Below are 12,384 nucleotides of genomic sequence, written 5' to 3'. Positions count from 1 at the left end.
TGAACTTGATCATTGGAAGTCTCCAGAAAATTTGTGTCAGGCATGGGAGGCGGGATGGAACACCCCGCGCTCAACCAGTTGTGTCAGCCGAAATTACTCGGTTGCGATGGCGCCGGAAGTCGCGTCAGCGGCGTTCAGAGCCTGCGCTGCTTCGGTTGTCAGGTTGCCAGTTGTGGTTTCGATAGCAGTGAACGCTGCAACGGCCAGGCCAACTACGGCTGCGGTCAGAACAACCCAGTCAACAGTTACTGCGCCAGCTTCGTCTTTGCGGAAGTTTTTGAAAAACTTGATCATGATGTGTCCCTCCAAAGGATCATATTTACGTAACCACCGTGTCGTGCGTTGTTGGCGTGTCTCTCTCTTGCCAGCCCGACTTGGTATGACAGCAATATCCCCCTCGAATGGGGCGGGAATTGGGCGCAAGTGGTTCGATTTTGGATCAAATGCGGAATGTTGTTGTTTGCGGTGTAAGGCGTTGATTTAAAGTGGTAACTTTCTTCATTGTTCGTTAACCGCTCCAGCCATTGTGTGAGGATTGGGGCCGAATCGATAGACTTAGGCAGCAATGAGGCAGCAAAACTGGCCTGAGCGCCCAAAATCTGCGAAACTGGCGGAAAATGACCCGAGCAGGCGATCATCATGTTGGTACAAAAGTGTTTGTTGGCGGTGGCAGTGGCCGCCTTTGCAGGATTTTGGGCACCCGAGTCGGCTTTTGCCGAGGGGCCCAAGCCGTTTCCGGATTTCTCTGCAAAACGCGTGAAGCCGCCTCAGGCCGGGCAGGGTAAGCGAATTACTGTGCAGATTGCCCCTGCGGTGGTGCCGGAGTCGCAGGCCTCAGAAGGCACTGAGGAGGTTGCGCCGGGCTCGGGCGTTGGCGCGATGGCGTGGTTCTGGGAAGAGGTTTCGCCAAAGCTGGATGACACCAGCCCCGGCCGTTTGGAAGGTGCGCTTAATAAAATGTCCAAACCGCCAGAAGGCAAAGCCGTGCCAACGCCGCGCCTGACCACGTTGCAAGCCATTGTGCAGGGCCACGGCATCGACATTCTGCGCAGCACCATTGGCACGCAGGTGTCCCCAGCTTTGGTTTTAGCTGTGATTGCGGTTGAATCCGGTGGCAAGGCGGATGCGGTCAGCGGCGCCGGAGCAGAAGGTCTGATGCAGTTGATGCCGGACACCGCCGCGCGCTTTGGCGTGGAGGACAGTTTTGACGGGGCTGGCAATATTGCCGGTGGCGCGAAGTTCCTCGACTTCCTAATGAACAAATTTGACGGCGACCCAATTCTGGTACTGGCCGGATACAATGCCGGTGAAAACAGCATCACCGAGCACGCGGGCGTGCCGCCCTATGCAGAAACACGAGCTTATGTGCCAAAAGTGTTGGCCGCCTTTCAGGTGGCGCGGGCGCTGTGCATGACGCCGCCGGAGCTGATTTCCGACGGTTGCGTTTTTGCACAACGCTGATCGTCAGCAGTTTGGCACGTTCACCGCGAGGCCACCCAACGAGGTCTCTTTATACTTCTCGTGCATATCCGCACCTGTCTGCCGCATGGTTTCGATCACTGAATCCAGCGGCACAAAATGCTTCCCGTCGCCGCGCAGGGCCAGAGAGGCCGCAGAAACCGCTTTGATCGCACCAAGCCCGTTGCGTTCAATACACGGCACCTGAACCAGACCTTTGACCGGATCGCAGGTCATGCCGAGGTGATGCTCCAACGCGATCTCAGCGGCATTTTCCACCTGCTCCGGTGTGCCGCCCATTACGGCGCAGAGCCCGGCGGCGGCCATGGCGGAGGCAGACCCCACTTCAGCCTGACATCCGGCTTCGGCACCAGAGATAGACGCGTTGAACTTCACCAGGCCACCAATGGCGGCGGCGGTGAGCAGGAACTCATCAATGCGCGAAGCCGTGGCGCCGGGCACATGGTCCAGCCAATAGCGGATCACTGACGGCATCACGCCTGCGGCCCCATTGGTCGGTGCCGTGACCACTTGGCCACCTGCGGCGTTCTCTTCATTCACCGCCATGGCGTAGGCGCTCATCCAGTCATTGATCGTGTGAGGTGCGTTCAAGTTCATGCCGCGCTCGGCTTGCAGCGCGTCATGGATCGCCTTGGCGCGACGGCGCACATTTAAGCCGCCCGGCAGGATGCCGTCCGTGGTCAGGCCGCGATCAATACAGTCGTTCATCACCTGCCAAATGCGGGCACAGCCCTTGGATAGGCTGTCATGACAGCCACGTGCCACTTCGTTGGCTTTCTTCATCTCGGCAATGGTCTTGCCAGAATGCTCCGCCATTTCCAGCATCTCGACGGCTGATTTAAACGGGTAGGGGACCGGTGCGCCCTCATCCGTAGCTTTGCCTTCGCTCAGCTCTTTCTCCGTTAGAACAAAGCCGCCGCCAATCGAATAATACGTCTCCTGCAAAATCACGTCGCCTTGGGCATCGGTTGCCATCAGGATCATCCCGTTGGCATGACCGGGCAGGTTGGGGCCAAAGTCAAACTTCAGATCTTCACGAGGATTGAATTTCAAAACCGGCAAGCCGTCAGGCTGCACGGTTTCAGTTTCGCGGATGTGGTCCAGCGCGGCTTCGGCTTTCTCATGGTCGTAGCTGTCTGGCAGGAACCCGGCGAGACCCAGAATGGTCGCGCGGTCGGTGGCATGGCCGACGCCTGTGAACGCGAGAGAACCATGCAAGGAACCTTTGAGGCCGTGGAATTCAAACGGCGAGGCGCGCATTGTGTCAAGGAAGCGGGCAGCCGCCACCATTGGCCCCATAGTATGTGATGATGACGGGCCAACGCCCACTTTGAACATGTCAAAGACAGAGAGAAACATAAGTCTGGTGGTCCTTCAGCCTGGGCGCGCGGTACTAGAAGACGTTTTAAGATGACAGCCGTGATTTGAGCAGTGCAAAAACGACGTTTCCGATAGGAAACACGCGCGACGAGGCGGGTCAACCACAGGATAGGTGCGAAAAGGGGGCTTTTATGGACGCAAACCACGGTCCTTGCGCACATTTTCCGATATTCCCCCCTCGCGCCTGCCGGGCTTCTTTCTTATAAAGTCTCAAAGCATGCAGGGAGTTGCCGCAATGACCGGAGAGTTGTCGCCCATCGACAAGGCCAAATTTGTCGCCGCCAAACGCGCCACCGACTATGTTGAGGATGGCATGCGCGTGGGGTTGGGCACCGGTTCGACCGCCGCGTGGTTGGTGCGCTGCCTGGGCGAAATGGTGCGTGACCAAGGTCTGCGTATCAAAGGTGTGCCGACGTCAACCCGCACTGCAGAGCTGGCCCGTGAAGTGGGCATTGAAGTCATCAGCCTTGATGAAGCCAAGTGGCTCGACGTGACCATTGACGGCGCGGATGAATTTGATGCGGATCTCAACCTGATCAAAGGTGGCGGCGGCGCGCTGCTGCAAGAGAAGATTGTGGCAACCGCATCGGATCAAATGGTTGTGATTGCGGATGTGGGCAAAGAGGTCGAGACGCTGGGCGCTTTCCCTCTGCCGGTAGAGGTGGTGCCTTTTGGCTGGCAAACCACACAGGCATTGATTGAAGAAACCCTTGTGAGCATGGATGTTCTGGGGCGCAACAGCACACTGCGCATGAATGGCGCGGCCCCCTTTGTAACCGACGAAGGCAACCACATCCTTGATCTGCACCTCAACCGCATTGGCGATGCCCGCCAACTCGCACTTGTGATCAACCAGATGCCGGGTGTGGTTGAAAACGGGCTGTTCATCGATATTTGTGATGCGGTGGTTGTGGGCTATGGCGATGGCCGCGTGGAAGTGCGCGACATCAACGCTGGCACAATCGAAGAGGCGATGCTCGACTTCGCAGAAACAGACAATCTGTTCACCGATCTGGTGGACTAACAAAAAGGCACATCATGTCCTTTGATTATGATCTCTTTGTCATCGGCGGTGGCTCCGGTGGTGTACGGGCTGCGCGCGTTGCGGCAGCCGAAGGTGTAAAAGTCGCACTGGCAGAAGAAGACCGCTATGGCGGCACCTGTGTGATCCGGGGCTGCGTGCCCAAGAAGCTGATGGTGTTTGCGTCCGAATACGCGGGCATGGTGGACGATGCACAGGCCTATGGCTGGGACATCAAAGCGGGCGCGTTTGACTGGGATGCATTCAAAGGCAAATTGCACGCCGAATTGGACCGCCTCGAAGGCATCTACCGCAACCTGTTGAAGAACAGCGGCGTCGAAAGCTTTGATCTGCGCGCCAAGATGGTGAATGCGCATACGGTTGAGTTGTCTGACGGCACGCAGAAAACCGCAAAGCACGTTCTACTGGCGATGGGCGGACGTCCGGTATGGCCTGATGTGCCGGGGGCAGAGCTGGCAATTAGTTCTAACGAGATTTTCCACCTCGAGAAACTACCTGAGAGCATGTTGATTGTGGGTGGCGGCTATATCGCGTCTGAGTTCGCTGGCATCATGAACGGCCTTGGCGTGAAAACCACCCAGTTCTATCGCGGGGAGCAAATCCTGCGCGGCTTTGACAATGAAGCTCGGACGCTGATCAGCGAAGAAATGGTCACGCGTGGCATAGATGTGCAACTCAACACCAATGCGGTTGCCCTTGCCAAAGACGGTGACAAAATTCGCGTGACCGATTCAAACGGCAAGGAAAGCCTGTTTGATCAAGTGATGTTCGCCACGGGCCGTGCGCCAAACACCGATGACATGGGCCTCGAAGAGATCGGTGTGAAACTGGGCCGCAAAGGCGAAGTGGTGGTGGACGACTACAGCCAGACCGGTGTGCCGTCGGTGTATGCTGTCGGTGACGTGACCGACCGCGTGAACCTGACGCCTGTCGCGATCCGCGAAGGTATGGCCTTTGTGGAAACCGTGTTCAAAGGCAACCCAACAAAAGTGGATCACGAGCTGATCCCAACCGCGATCTTCACACAGCCTGAAATGGGCACCGTGGGTCTGTCGGAAGAAGAGGCGGCAGAGCAGGAGCCGGTGGACATCTATTCGACCAGCTTCAAGCCCATGCAGCAGGCCTTTGCTGGCCGTGCAGAGCGCGTGTTGATGAAGCTGATCGTCAGCAAGGCGACGCGCAAGGTGTTGGGCTGTCACATTGTGGCACCGGGCGCTGGTGAGATGATCCAGCTGGCAGGCATTGCCGTAAAAATGGGCGCCACCAAAGAAGACTTCGACCGGACCGTGGCGGTGCATCCGACCATGTCCGAAGAACTGGTGACTATGAAAGCCCCTGTGCGCAGCCAATAGGCGGCACATGGGTTGATTTTTTTGGCGCAACCCTCAGGTTTAGGGGAGCGCCAAATACGATTTAGAAAGGGAAGATCCCGAATGGCAGGAAACAGCGGCGGCCCCTGGGGAGGGGGCGGCAACAACCAAGGCGGAGGCAACCAAGGTGGTGGCAATCGCGGTAACAACAACGGTGGCGGCCGACGTCCCCCTGAGGGCGACGGCCCGCAGATTCCCGACATTGATGACCTAATGAAAAAAGGTCAGGATCAGTTGAAGGTCTTGATGGGTGGTCGCGGTGGTCAAGGTGGTGGCAGCCAAAACGGCAGCGGCCAAGGCGGCGCCGGCGGCCCAGGCTTGAACAAAGGCACCGTGGCGATTGGCGCATTGGTGGCGGCCGGTCTTTGGGCTTTCTCAAGCTTTTATTCCGTCAAACCGGAAGAAAAATCCGTTGAGCTGTTCCTGGGTGAGTATTACGCCACTGGCGAACCAGGTCTGAACTTTGCACCTTGGCCATTTGTCACCGCAGAGGTTTTGCCGGTTACCAACGAACAGACCGAAGAAATTCCCGGACGTGGCACAGATGGGTTGATGCTGACCGGTGATGAAAACATCGTCGACATCGACTATCAGGTGGTGTGGAACATCTCCGATCCGGCGCAGTTCTTGTTCAACCTGCGCGATCCGCGCGAAACCATTCGCGCCGTGTCTGAATCCGCGATGCGTGAAATCATTGCACAGTCTGAGCTTGCGCCAATCCTCAACCGCGACCGTGGTGTGATCGCTGACCGTCTGCAAGAATCCATTCAGTCGACATTGGACACTTATAACTCTGGTGTGAACATCGTCCGGGTGAACTTTGACGGTGCTGATCCCCCTGAAGAAGTCAAAGACGCTTTCCGCGAAGTGCAATCGGCTTCGCAAGAACGTGACCGTCTGGAGAAACAGGCGGATGCTTATTCCAACCGTGTGACTGCGGGTGCCCGTGGTGAAGCCGCGCAGATCCTCGAAGAGGCAGAAGCCTACCGCGCACAGGTTGTGAACGAAGCTGAAGGTGAAGCCAGCCGTTTCTCGGCGGTTTTGACCGAATACCAAAAGGCTCCGGAAGTGACACGCAAACGTCTGTATCTTGAGACCATGGAAGAGGTTCTTGGCGACATCGACAAGGTGATCATCGACGAACAATCCGGGGGCTCTGGTGTGGTGCCGTATCTGCCGCTGAACGAGCTGCGCAAGGGGAGCAACTGATATGAAAAAGACAACGTATCTTTTGCCAATCCTGGTGATCGCGATTGCTGGTCTTCTGTCTTCGATCTTTATCGTGGACGAACGCGAGAAGGCTTTGGTGCTTCAATTTGGTCGGGTTGTGTCGGTGAAGGAAGACCCTGGTCTGTCCTTTAAGATCCCGCTCATCCAAGAGGTTGTTACCTATGACGACCGCATTCTGAGCCGTGAAGTGGGCCCACTTGAAGTGACGCCACTGGATGACCGTCGTCTGGTCGTGGACGCCTTTGCACGGTATCGCATCGCAGATGTGAACCAGTTCCGTCAGGCGGTTGGTGCTGGCGGTGTTGAGTTGGCGGAGCGTCGACTGGACAACATCCTGCGGGCGCAAACCCGTGAAGTTCTCGGTTCGGTTCGGTCCGATCAGGTGCTCTCCACAGAGCGTGAGAGCCTGATGAACCGCATTCGAGATAGCGCAATCACCGAAGCGCGAGCGCTTGGTTTGGAAGTGATCGACGTGCGTTTGAAACGCACCGACCTGCCACAAGCCAACTTGGAAGCGACTTTCGCCCGTATGCGGGCAGAGCGTGAACGGGAAGCGGCAGACGAGATTGCCCGTGGTGAAGAAGCTGCACAGCGCAAGCGTGCGCAAGCCGATCGTACCGTGGTGGAACTTGTGTCTGACGCCAAACGTCAGTCCGAGATCTCTCGCGGTGAAGCGGACGCGGAACGCAACGCAATCTTTGCGGATGCCTTTGGCGCGGATCCGGAGTTCTTTGAATTCTACCGCTCGCTCAACGCGTACCGTGCATCGCTGACCGGTGGCACCTCTTCGATGGTGCTCTCACCGAACAGCGAGTTTTTCAACTACTTTGGCGACTCGCAGGGGCGCTGATGGTTGAAACCGCACTTCTGGCCTTTGGGCTGGTCTTGGTTTTGGAGGGGCTGGTGTACGCACTGGCCCCTTCTATTGTTGAGGAGCTGCTGGAAATGCTGCGCAGCTTCAGTGAGGGTCAGCGCCGCACCATGGGGTTGATGGCCGTGGCGCTGGGCGTTCTGGTTGTTTGGATCGCCAAATCTCTTGGTGCGTGACGGGCCCGGAAACAAGGCCGCAGGCCTCCGGGCAGCGCCCGACCGCCCCCCATGGGCGGGCGCTTCTGAGCACATTCGCCATATTGCGTGTGGATACTGCGCTACGGCGTGACTGGCTTACTGTGAGGGTATCGCGCCCACCCGCGGACGGGCGCTGCCCTTCTGTTTCAACAAACAAAAACGCCGCGAGACTCACTCGCGGCGTTTTGTGTTTCTAACGGTTTGAGCGCTTAGATGCGTTCAATCGCAATGGCCGTGCCTTCCCCGCCACCAATACAGATCGCAGCCACACCACGCTTCAGCCCACGCTTCTCCAGCGCGTTCAGCAAGGTGACCATGATGCGGGCGCCAGACGCGCCAATCGGGTGACCCAGCGCACAGGCGCCGCCGTTCACATTCACGATGTCACGGCTCAGGCCCATCTCATGCATGAAAGCCATCGGCACCACAGCAAAGGCTTCATTGACCTCCCAAAGGTCAACATCTTCTTTCTTCCAGCCAATCTTTTCCAACAGCTTCTGCGCCGCCGGAACCGGTGCCGTGGTGAACAGGCCTGGTGCTTGCGCATGGCTGGCATGGCCGACAATCTCCGCACGCACCTTCAGGCCCTGCGCTTCAGCAGCCTCTGCGGAAGCCACTACAAGCGCGGCGGCACCGTCAGATATGGACGAGCTGTTTGCCGCCGTCACTGTACCGTCTTTGCGGAAGGCTGGTTTCAACTGTGGGATTTTTTCCGGCCGCGCGTTGCCGGGCTGTTCATCAGCGGCAATTTCAACCTCACCCTTGCGAGTCTTCAACGTGACAGTCGCGATCTCGCCTTCAAACGCGCCAGACTTCTGCGCTTCCAGAGCATTTGCCAGAGATTTCAGCGCATATTCGTCCTGCGCTTCGCGGGTGAATTGGAAGCTCTCTGCACAGTCCTCAGCAAAGGTGCCCATCAGGCGGCCTTTGTCATAGGCGTCTTCCAAACCATCAAGGAACATGTGATCCACCACCTGCTGATGGCCAATCCGCGCGCCGCCGCGCATTTTGGGCAAAACGTAAGGCGCGTTGGTCATGCTCTCCATGCCGCCCGCGATCATCACGTCCCGGTCGCCAAGGGCAACGCTGTCAAACGCCATCATCGCGGCCTTCATGCCAGAGCCACACATTTTGTTAAGCGTTGTGGCAGGCACGTCCTCACCCAGACCACCTTTGAAACCGGCTTGTCGTGCTGGGGCTTGGCCCTGACCAGCTGGGAGAACACATCCCATCAGCACTTCGTCAGCGGTGGTTGCGCCCGCGTCCGCAAGCGCTGCACGAATCGCGGTGCCGCCGAGTTCGGCAGCTTCCACACCGTCAAACGCGCCCTGGAACCCACCCATCGGCGTTCTGGACGCCCCTGCAATCACTACTTTTTTCATGGTTTTTGCTCCTCCGCAGTCCCGTCACAATCAATTGCTCTTGGCCTTGCCTGAAAATCTTTGCAAGGATGTTACAGAGTTCTTTGCGCCAATTGAGGCAGGCGTGCAATTCCGTAGATCCACGGGGCATGCTTACACATTGGTAACCATTGCGGCCTAGACTGTGCCAAGGACGAAAGGTGAAGGAGACGTCATATGAATCTGTCGAGTAAGGCAGAGGGTGATGCCCTGGTGGTATCTGTTCACGAAACACGGATTGATGCATCCGTGGCCATTCAATTTAAAGATCGCATGCGCGAAGAAACCGACACGGCAGATGGCCGCGTTGTCCTAAACCTGTCCGAGGTGGATTTTATCGATTCCAGTGGCTTGGGGGCCATTGTGGCTGCCATGAAGCAACTGGGCGGCAAAAACCCATTGGAATTGGCCGGGCTTAACGAAAATGTCGATAAAGTTTTCCGATTGACCCGTATGGACACTGTGTTCCGTATTCATAATTCTTTAGATGACGCATTTGTCGTCTGACCATTTGATCTGATGTTAGGGACAAACCCCAGATTGATTAAACCAAAGGCTGATATCCACATTGAGCTCAAGGGCACCCCAACAGAGGTGCGCAATGCGCTTGAGACTCTGCGTCATAAGCTGACCGCACAAGAGTTTGCCGCCTGTAATGCAGGTGTGCTTGAAATTGTGTTGGCTGAGGTGCTCAATAATGTGGTGGAGCATGCGCTGGCCGGGCGAATTGACGGCCAGATTGTGATCGCCTGCAACTACGTTGATCGATGCTGGTTTGTCGAGGTGCGGGACAACGGGGCCGAAATGCCGGACAGTCAATTGCCTGATGGGGAGATGCCTGATCTGGATCGCGACCTTTTGGACATGCCCGAAGGCGGCTTTGGCTGGGGGCTGGTACGCTCTCTGGCGCAAGACATTGGCTACCAACGCCATGCTACCGGGCACAACGCGCTCAGCTTTCGCGTCCCCGACTAAATAGCAAACCTAGGCCTGACGTGGTCCAACGGTTGCATCACACGTAACTCCCGATAAACTTCACAAGTGAATTAGGGAGACGTCATGCGAGATTTTCATTTTCCGGGCCGGTCACCAGTGATGGCGACCAATGGCATGTGTGCCACCTCCACGCCTTTGGCGGCGCAAGTGGCGGTGGATATTCTGCGCCAGGGTGGCAACGCCATGGACGCGGCGATTGCAGGCTCTGTCCTTCTGGGCATTTGTGAACCCGCGTCGACAGGCATTGGCGGCGATTGTTTTACGCTGGTGTCTCCTGCGGGCAGCGAAGAGGTCTTTGCTTATAACGGCTCTGGTCGTGCGCCTGCAGCGGCGGATGCTGCTGATTTGCGCGCGCGTGGTTTGGATGCGGTGCCGCTGTTTGGCGTTGAGGCGGTGACAGTGCCTGGCGCCATCGATGGTTTCTGCGCCCTGTCGGAAAAATACGGCAAGCTCGGCATTTCTGACAGTCTGGCCCCGGTGATCCACTATGCGGAAGACGGTATTCCCGTGGGGCCGCGCTCTGCCTTTGACTGGCATCAGACTCAAAGCAACCTGCAAGGCCACGGGCGGCGGCATTACCTGCGCGATGGCAAGTCACTGAACAAAGGCGACATCTTCCGCGCACCGGGCCAGGCCGAAGTGCTGCGCCGCGTCGCTGCGCAGGGCCGTGATGCCTTCTACACCGGCGAGATTGCCGAGGACATGGCCACCACCCTGCGCGCCATGGGCGGCGTGCACACGATGGAAGACTTCGCCACTACGGCGGGCAATGAAGCCACGCCGATTGGTGGGACGTACAAAGGTGCCGAGCTGTTGGAGCATCCGCCAAACGGGCAGGGCGCCACAGCAATCCTCCTGCTCAACATTCTCAAGCATTTTGACATCGCCTCGATGGATCCGTTTGGCGCAGCACGCACCCATATCGAGGCTGAGGCCGCCAAACTGGCTTATGACGCGCGCGATCGATTGATTGCGGATCCGGATCACACCACGCGCACCGCGCATATGCTGGCACAGGAAACCGCAGACAAACTCGCCTCACTGATCGATCCGAAACGCGCCATGGCCGCGCCCGCACCGCTGACCGAGGCGGTGCATAAGGATACGGTCTACCTGTCGGTGGTCGACAAAGACGGCATGGCAGTGTCGATGATCTATTCGATTTTCCACGCCTTTGGCTCTGGCATTGCGTCTGACAAGTTTGGCATCCTGATGCAGAACCGCGGCGGTGGCTTTACCCTGCAAGAGGGGCATCCCAATGAGCTCAAAGGCGGCAAACGTCCGATGCACACCATCATCCCCGGTATGATCCGCCGCGAAGGCCGTGTGGAAATGCCATTCGGCGTGATGGGTGGACACTATCAGCCCAACGGCCACGCGCGGGTGCTGTCCAACATGGAAGACTTTGGGATGGATCCGCAAACCGCGCTGGACTCCCCGCGTTCCTTTGTCGAGGACGGCGCGTTGAAGCTGGAACGCGGCTACAGTGACAGCGTAAAACAAGATCTCGCGGACATGGGCCACAAGATTGTTGTACCGGACATGCCAATCGGCGGGGCACAGGCCATTCGCATTCACAAGAATGGCGTGCTTGAAGGTGCCTCTGATCCGCGCAAAGATGGCGCAGCGATAGGATATTAAGCGATGGCGATCACACCAATCAAAGAGCTTGTTGATGCCGCCAAGGCGGAGATCACCAGCCTGAGCCAGGAAGACGCCGAAGCCAAAGTTGCGGCCGGTGAAGCGTTGTTTGTCGACATCCGTGATCCGCGGGAATTGGAGCGTGAGGGGCGCATCGCAGGCGCGTTCCATGCGCCGCGTGGGATGTTGGAGTTCTGGATTGCTCCGGACAGCCCGTATCACAAAGAGGCGCTTGCGACCGACAAAACCCTGATCCTGTTCTGTGCAAGCGCTTGGCGCTCTGCCTTGTCCGCGAAAGCGTTGCAGGACATGGGCGTGGAGAATATCGCGGAAATGGAAGGTGGGTTTTCGACGTGGAAGAAGCGCGGCGGCCCGATCGAGACCCCTTAAAAACCAAAAAACGCCGGACCCTTGCCGCCCGGCGTTTCCCATCCCTTCTGGATGTGCGCTTAGTTCAGCGCGTAATGCAGTGGATAGGCCCCATCTTCAAAAGGCCCAAACATATCGTCCAAATCGGGGTGGCTTACCGGTTCGCCGGAATAGTCAGCGATCAGGTTTTGCTCAGACACATAGGCCACATAGTAGCTCTGATCATTTTCTGCCAGCAGGTGGTAAAACGGCTGATCCTTGAGCGGACGGCTGTCTTCCGGAATGGCTTCGTACCACTCCTCTGTGTTGGAGAATTCGGGGTCCACGTCAAAAACCACACCCCGAAACGGGTGTTTGCGATGACGGACAACCTGACCGAGGTAATATTTTGCGCGTGTTCTAAGCATGT

General features: G+C 57.5%; 14 protein-coding genes. 10 read left to right on the top strand and 4 right to left on the bottom strand.

What is annotated here, in order from left to right; all coding sequences use genetic code 11:
- Positions 1 to 93: 93 nt before the first annotated feature.
- Positions 94 to 294, bottom strand: coding sequence for a hypothetical protein (locus Q0955_RS17670; protein ID WP_299425185.1), 201 nt, complete (start codon positions 292 to 294; stop codon positions 94 to 96).
- 345 nt (positions 295 to 639) lie between these two features.
- Between Q0955_RS17670 and Q0955_RS17665 the strand changes: the two genes are divergently transcribed.
- Entirely contained in the window at positions 640 to 1,461 is an 822-nt protein-coding gene (locus tag Q0955_RS17665) for a lytic transglycosylase domain-containing protein (RefSeq protein WP_299427020.1), read from the top strand.
- Positions 1,462 to 1,464: 3 nt separating this feature from the next.
- Here Q0955_RS17665 and Q0955_RS17660 read toward each other — a convergent pair whose 3' ends face one another.
- A complete protein-coding gene (locus tag Q0955_RS17660) occupies positions 1,465 to 2,838 on the bottom strand; it encodes an L-serine ammonia-lyase (protein WP_299427018.1) in 1,374 nt (457 codons plus the stop codon).
- Positions 2,839 to 3,094: 256 nt separating this feature from the next.
- On the opposite strand from Q0955_RS17660, the gene rpiA reads away from it, so the two are divergent.
- The 5 genes from rpiA to Q0955_RS17635 all read left to right on the top strand — a co-directional run bounded on the left by rpiA (position 3,095) and on the right by Q0955_RS17635 (position 7,548).
- Complete coding sequence (gene rpiA / locus Q0955_RS17655) at positions 3,095 to 3,883, top strand: ribose-5-phosphate isomerase RpiA (RefSeq protein ID WP_299427015.1); 789 nt, start codon at positions 3,095 to 3,097, stop codon at positions 3,881 to 3,883.
- Between the two features lie 14 nt (positions 3,884 to 3,897).
- Positions 3,898 to 5,253, top strand: coding sequence for a glutathione-disulfide reductase (gene gor, locus Q0955_RS17650; RefSeq protein WP_299427012.1), 1,356 nt, complete (start codon positions 3,898 to 3,900; stop codon positions 5,251 to 5,253).
- Positions 5,254 to 5,334: 81 nt separating this feature from the next.
- Positions 5,335 to 6,480, top strand: coding sequence for an FtsH protease activity modulator HflK (gene hflK / locus Q0955_RS17645; protein ID WP_299427009.1), 1,146 nt, complete (start codon positions 5,335 to 5,337; stop codon positions 6,478 to 6,480).
- Position 6,481: 1 nt separating this feature from the next.
- Complete coding sequence (locus Q0955_RS17640) at positions 6,482 to 7,351, top strand: protease modulator HflC (protein ID WP_299427006.1); 870 nt, start codon at positions 6,482 to 6,484, stop codon at positions 7,349 to 7,351.
- The gene (locus Q0955_RS17635) at positions 7,351 to 7,548 is read left to right on the top strand and encodes a DUF2065 domain-containing protein (protein WP_299427003.1); all 198 of its coding nucleotides are present in this window, start codon (positions 7,351 to 7,353) and stop codon (positions 7,546 to 7,548) included. Before Q0955_RS17640 ends, Q0955_RS17635 begins: the two co-directional genes overlap by 1 nt.
- A 230-nt stretch (positions 7,549 to 7,778) precedes the next feature.
- Here the strand turns inward: Q0955_RS17635 and Q0955_RS17630 are convergent, their stop codons facing one another.
- Positions 7,779 to 8,951: an acetyl-CoA C-acyltransferase gene (locus tag Q0955_RS17630; protein WP_299427000.1), complete on the bottom strand. Its 1,173-nt coding sequence runs from the start codon at positions 8,949 to 8,951 to the stop codon at positions 7,779 to 7,781.
- 195 nt (positions 8,952 to 9,146) lie between these two features.
- Here Q0955_RS17630 and Q0955_RS17625 point away from each other — a divergent pair, with 195 nt between their 5' ends.
- From Q0955_RS17625 to Q0955_RS17610, 4 genes are all read left to right on the top strand, one after another.
- A complete protein-coding gene (locus Q0955_RS17625) occupies positions 9,147 to 9,476 on the top strand; it encodes an STAS domain-containing protein (RefSeq protein WP_299426998.1) in 330 nt (109 codons plus the stop codon).
- Between the two features lie 33 nt (positions 9,477 to 9,509).
- Entirely contained in the window at positions 9,510 to 9,944 is a 435-nt protein-coding gene (locus tag Q0955_RS17620) for an ATP-binding protein (protein ID WP_299426995.1), read from the top strand.
- Positions 9,945 to 10,028: 84 nt separating this feature from the next.
- Entirely contained in the window at positions 10,029 to 11,606 is a 1,578-nt protein-coding gene (gene ggt, locus Q0955_RS17615; RefSeq protein WP_299426992.1) for a gamma-glutamyltransferase, read from the top strand.
- A gap of 3 nt (positions 11,607 to 11,609) precedes the next feature.
- Positions 11,610 to 11,996 (top strand): rhodanese-like domain-containing protein, encoded by a 387-nt coding sequence (locus Q0955_RS17610; RefSeq protein WP_299426989.1) that lies wholly within the window; start codon positions 11,610 to 11,612, stop codon positions 11,994 to 11,996.
- A gap of 59 nt (positions 11,997 to 12,055) precedes the next feature.
- On the opposite strand, the gene hspQ is transcribed toward Q0955_RS17610, so the two are convergent.
- Positions 12,056 to 12,382, bottom strand: coding sequence for a heat shock protein HspQ (hspQ, locus tag Q0955_RS17605; protein WP_299426986.1), 327 nt, complete (start codon positions 12,380 to 12,382; stop codon positions 12,056 to 12,058).
- Between the last annotated feature and the right edge of the window lie 2 nt (positions 12,383 to 12,384).

Source organism: uncultured Shimia sp. (assembly GCF_947493595.1).
Taxonomy (GTDB): domain Bacteria; phylum Pseudomonadota; class Alphaproteobacteria; order Rhodobacterales; family Rhodobacteraceae; genus Shimia.
Note: the sequence above shows the minus strand (reverse complement) of the source record. Positions and strands in the feature narration are given on the sequence as shown.

What these genes read in the sequence shown, in the direction of transcription:
- Q0955_RS17670 (WP_299425185.1), bottom strand. Translation starts at nt 294, where the DNA reads ATGATCAAGTTTTTCAAAAACTTCCGCAAAGACGAAGCTGGCGCAGTA.
- Q0955_RS17665 (WP_299427020.1), top strand. Translation starts at nt 640, where the DNA reads ATGTTGGTACAAAAGTGTTTGTTGGCGGTGGCAGTGGCCGCCTTTGCA.
- Q0955_RS17660 (WP_299427018.1), bottom strand. Translation starts at nt 2,838, where the DNA reads ATGTTTCTCTCTGTCTTTGACATGTTCAAAGTGGGCGTTGGCCCGTCA.
- rpiA (WP_299427015.1), top strand. Translation starts at nt 3,095, where the DNA reads ATGACCGGAGAGTTGTCGCCCATCGACAAGGCCAAATTTGTCGCCGCC.
- gor (WP_299427012.1), top strand. Translation starts at nt 3,898, where the DNA reads ATGTCCTTTGATTATGATCTCTTTGTCATCGGCGGTGGCTCCGGTGGT.
- hflK (WP_299427009.1), top strand. Translation starts at nt 5,335, where the DNA reads ATGGCAGGAAACAGCGGCGGCCCCTGGGGAGGGGGCGGCAACAACCAA.
- Q0955_RS17640 (WP_299427006.1), top strand. Translation starts at nt 6,482, where the DNA reads ATGAAAAAGACAACGTATCTTTTGCCAATCCTGGTGATCGCGATTGCT.
- Q0955_RS17635 (WP_299427003.1), top strand. Translation starts at nt 7,351, where the DNA reads ATGGTTGAAACCGCACTTCTGGCCTTTGGGCTGGTCTTGGTTTTGGAG.
- Q0955_RS17630 (WP_299427000.1), bottom strand. Translation starts at nt 8,951, where the DNA reads ATGAAAAAAGTAGTGATTGCAGGGGCGTCCAGAACGCCGATGGGTGGG.
- Q0955_RS17625 (WP_299426998.1), top strand. Translation starts at nt 9,147, where the DNA reads ATGAATCTGTCGAGTAAGGCAGAGGGTGATGCCCTGGTGGTATCTGTT.
- ggt (WP_299426992.1), top strand. Translation starts at nt 10,029, where the DNA reads ATGCGAGATTTTCATTTTCCGGGCCGGTCACCAGTGATGGCGACCAAT.
- Q0955_RS17610 (WP_299426989.1), top strand. Translation starts at nt 11,610, where the DNA reads ATGGCGATCACACCAATCAAAGAGCTTGTTGATGCCGCCAAGGCGGAG.
- hspQ (WP_299426986.1), bottom strand. Translation starts at nt 12,382, where the DNA reads ATGCTTAGAACACGCGCAAAATATTACCTCGGTCAGGTTGTCCGTCAT.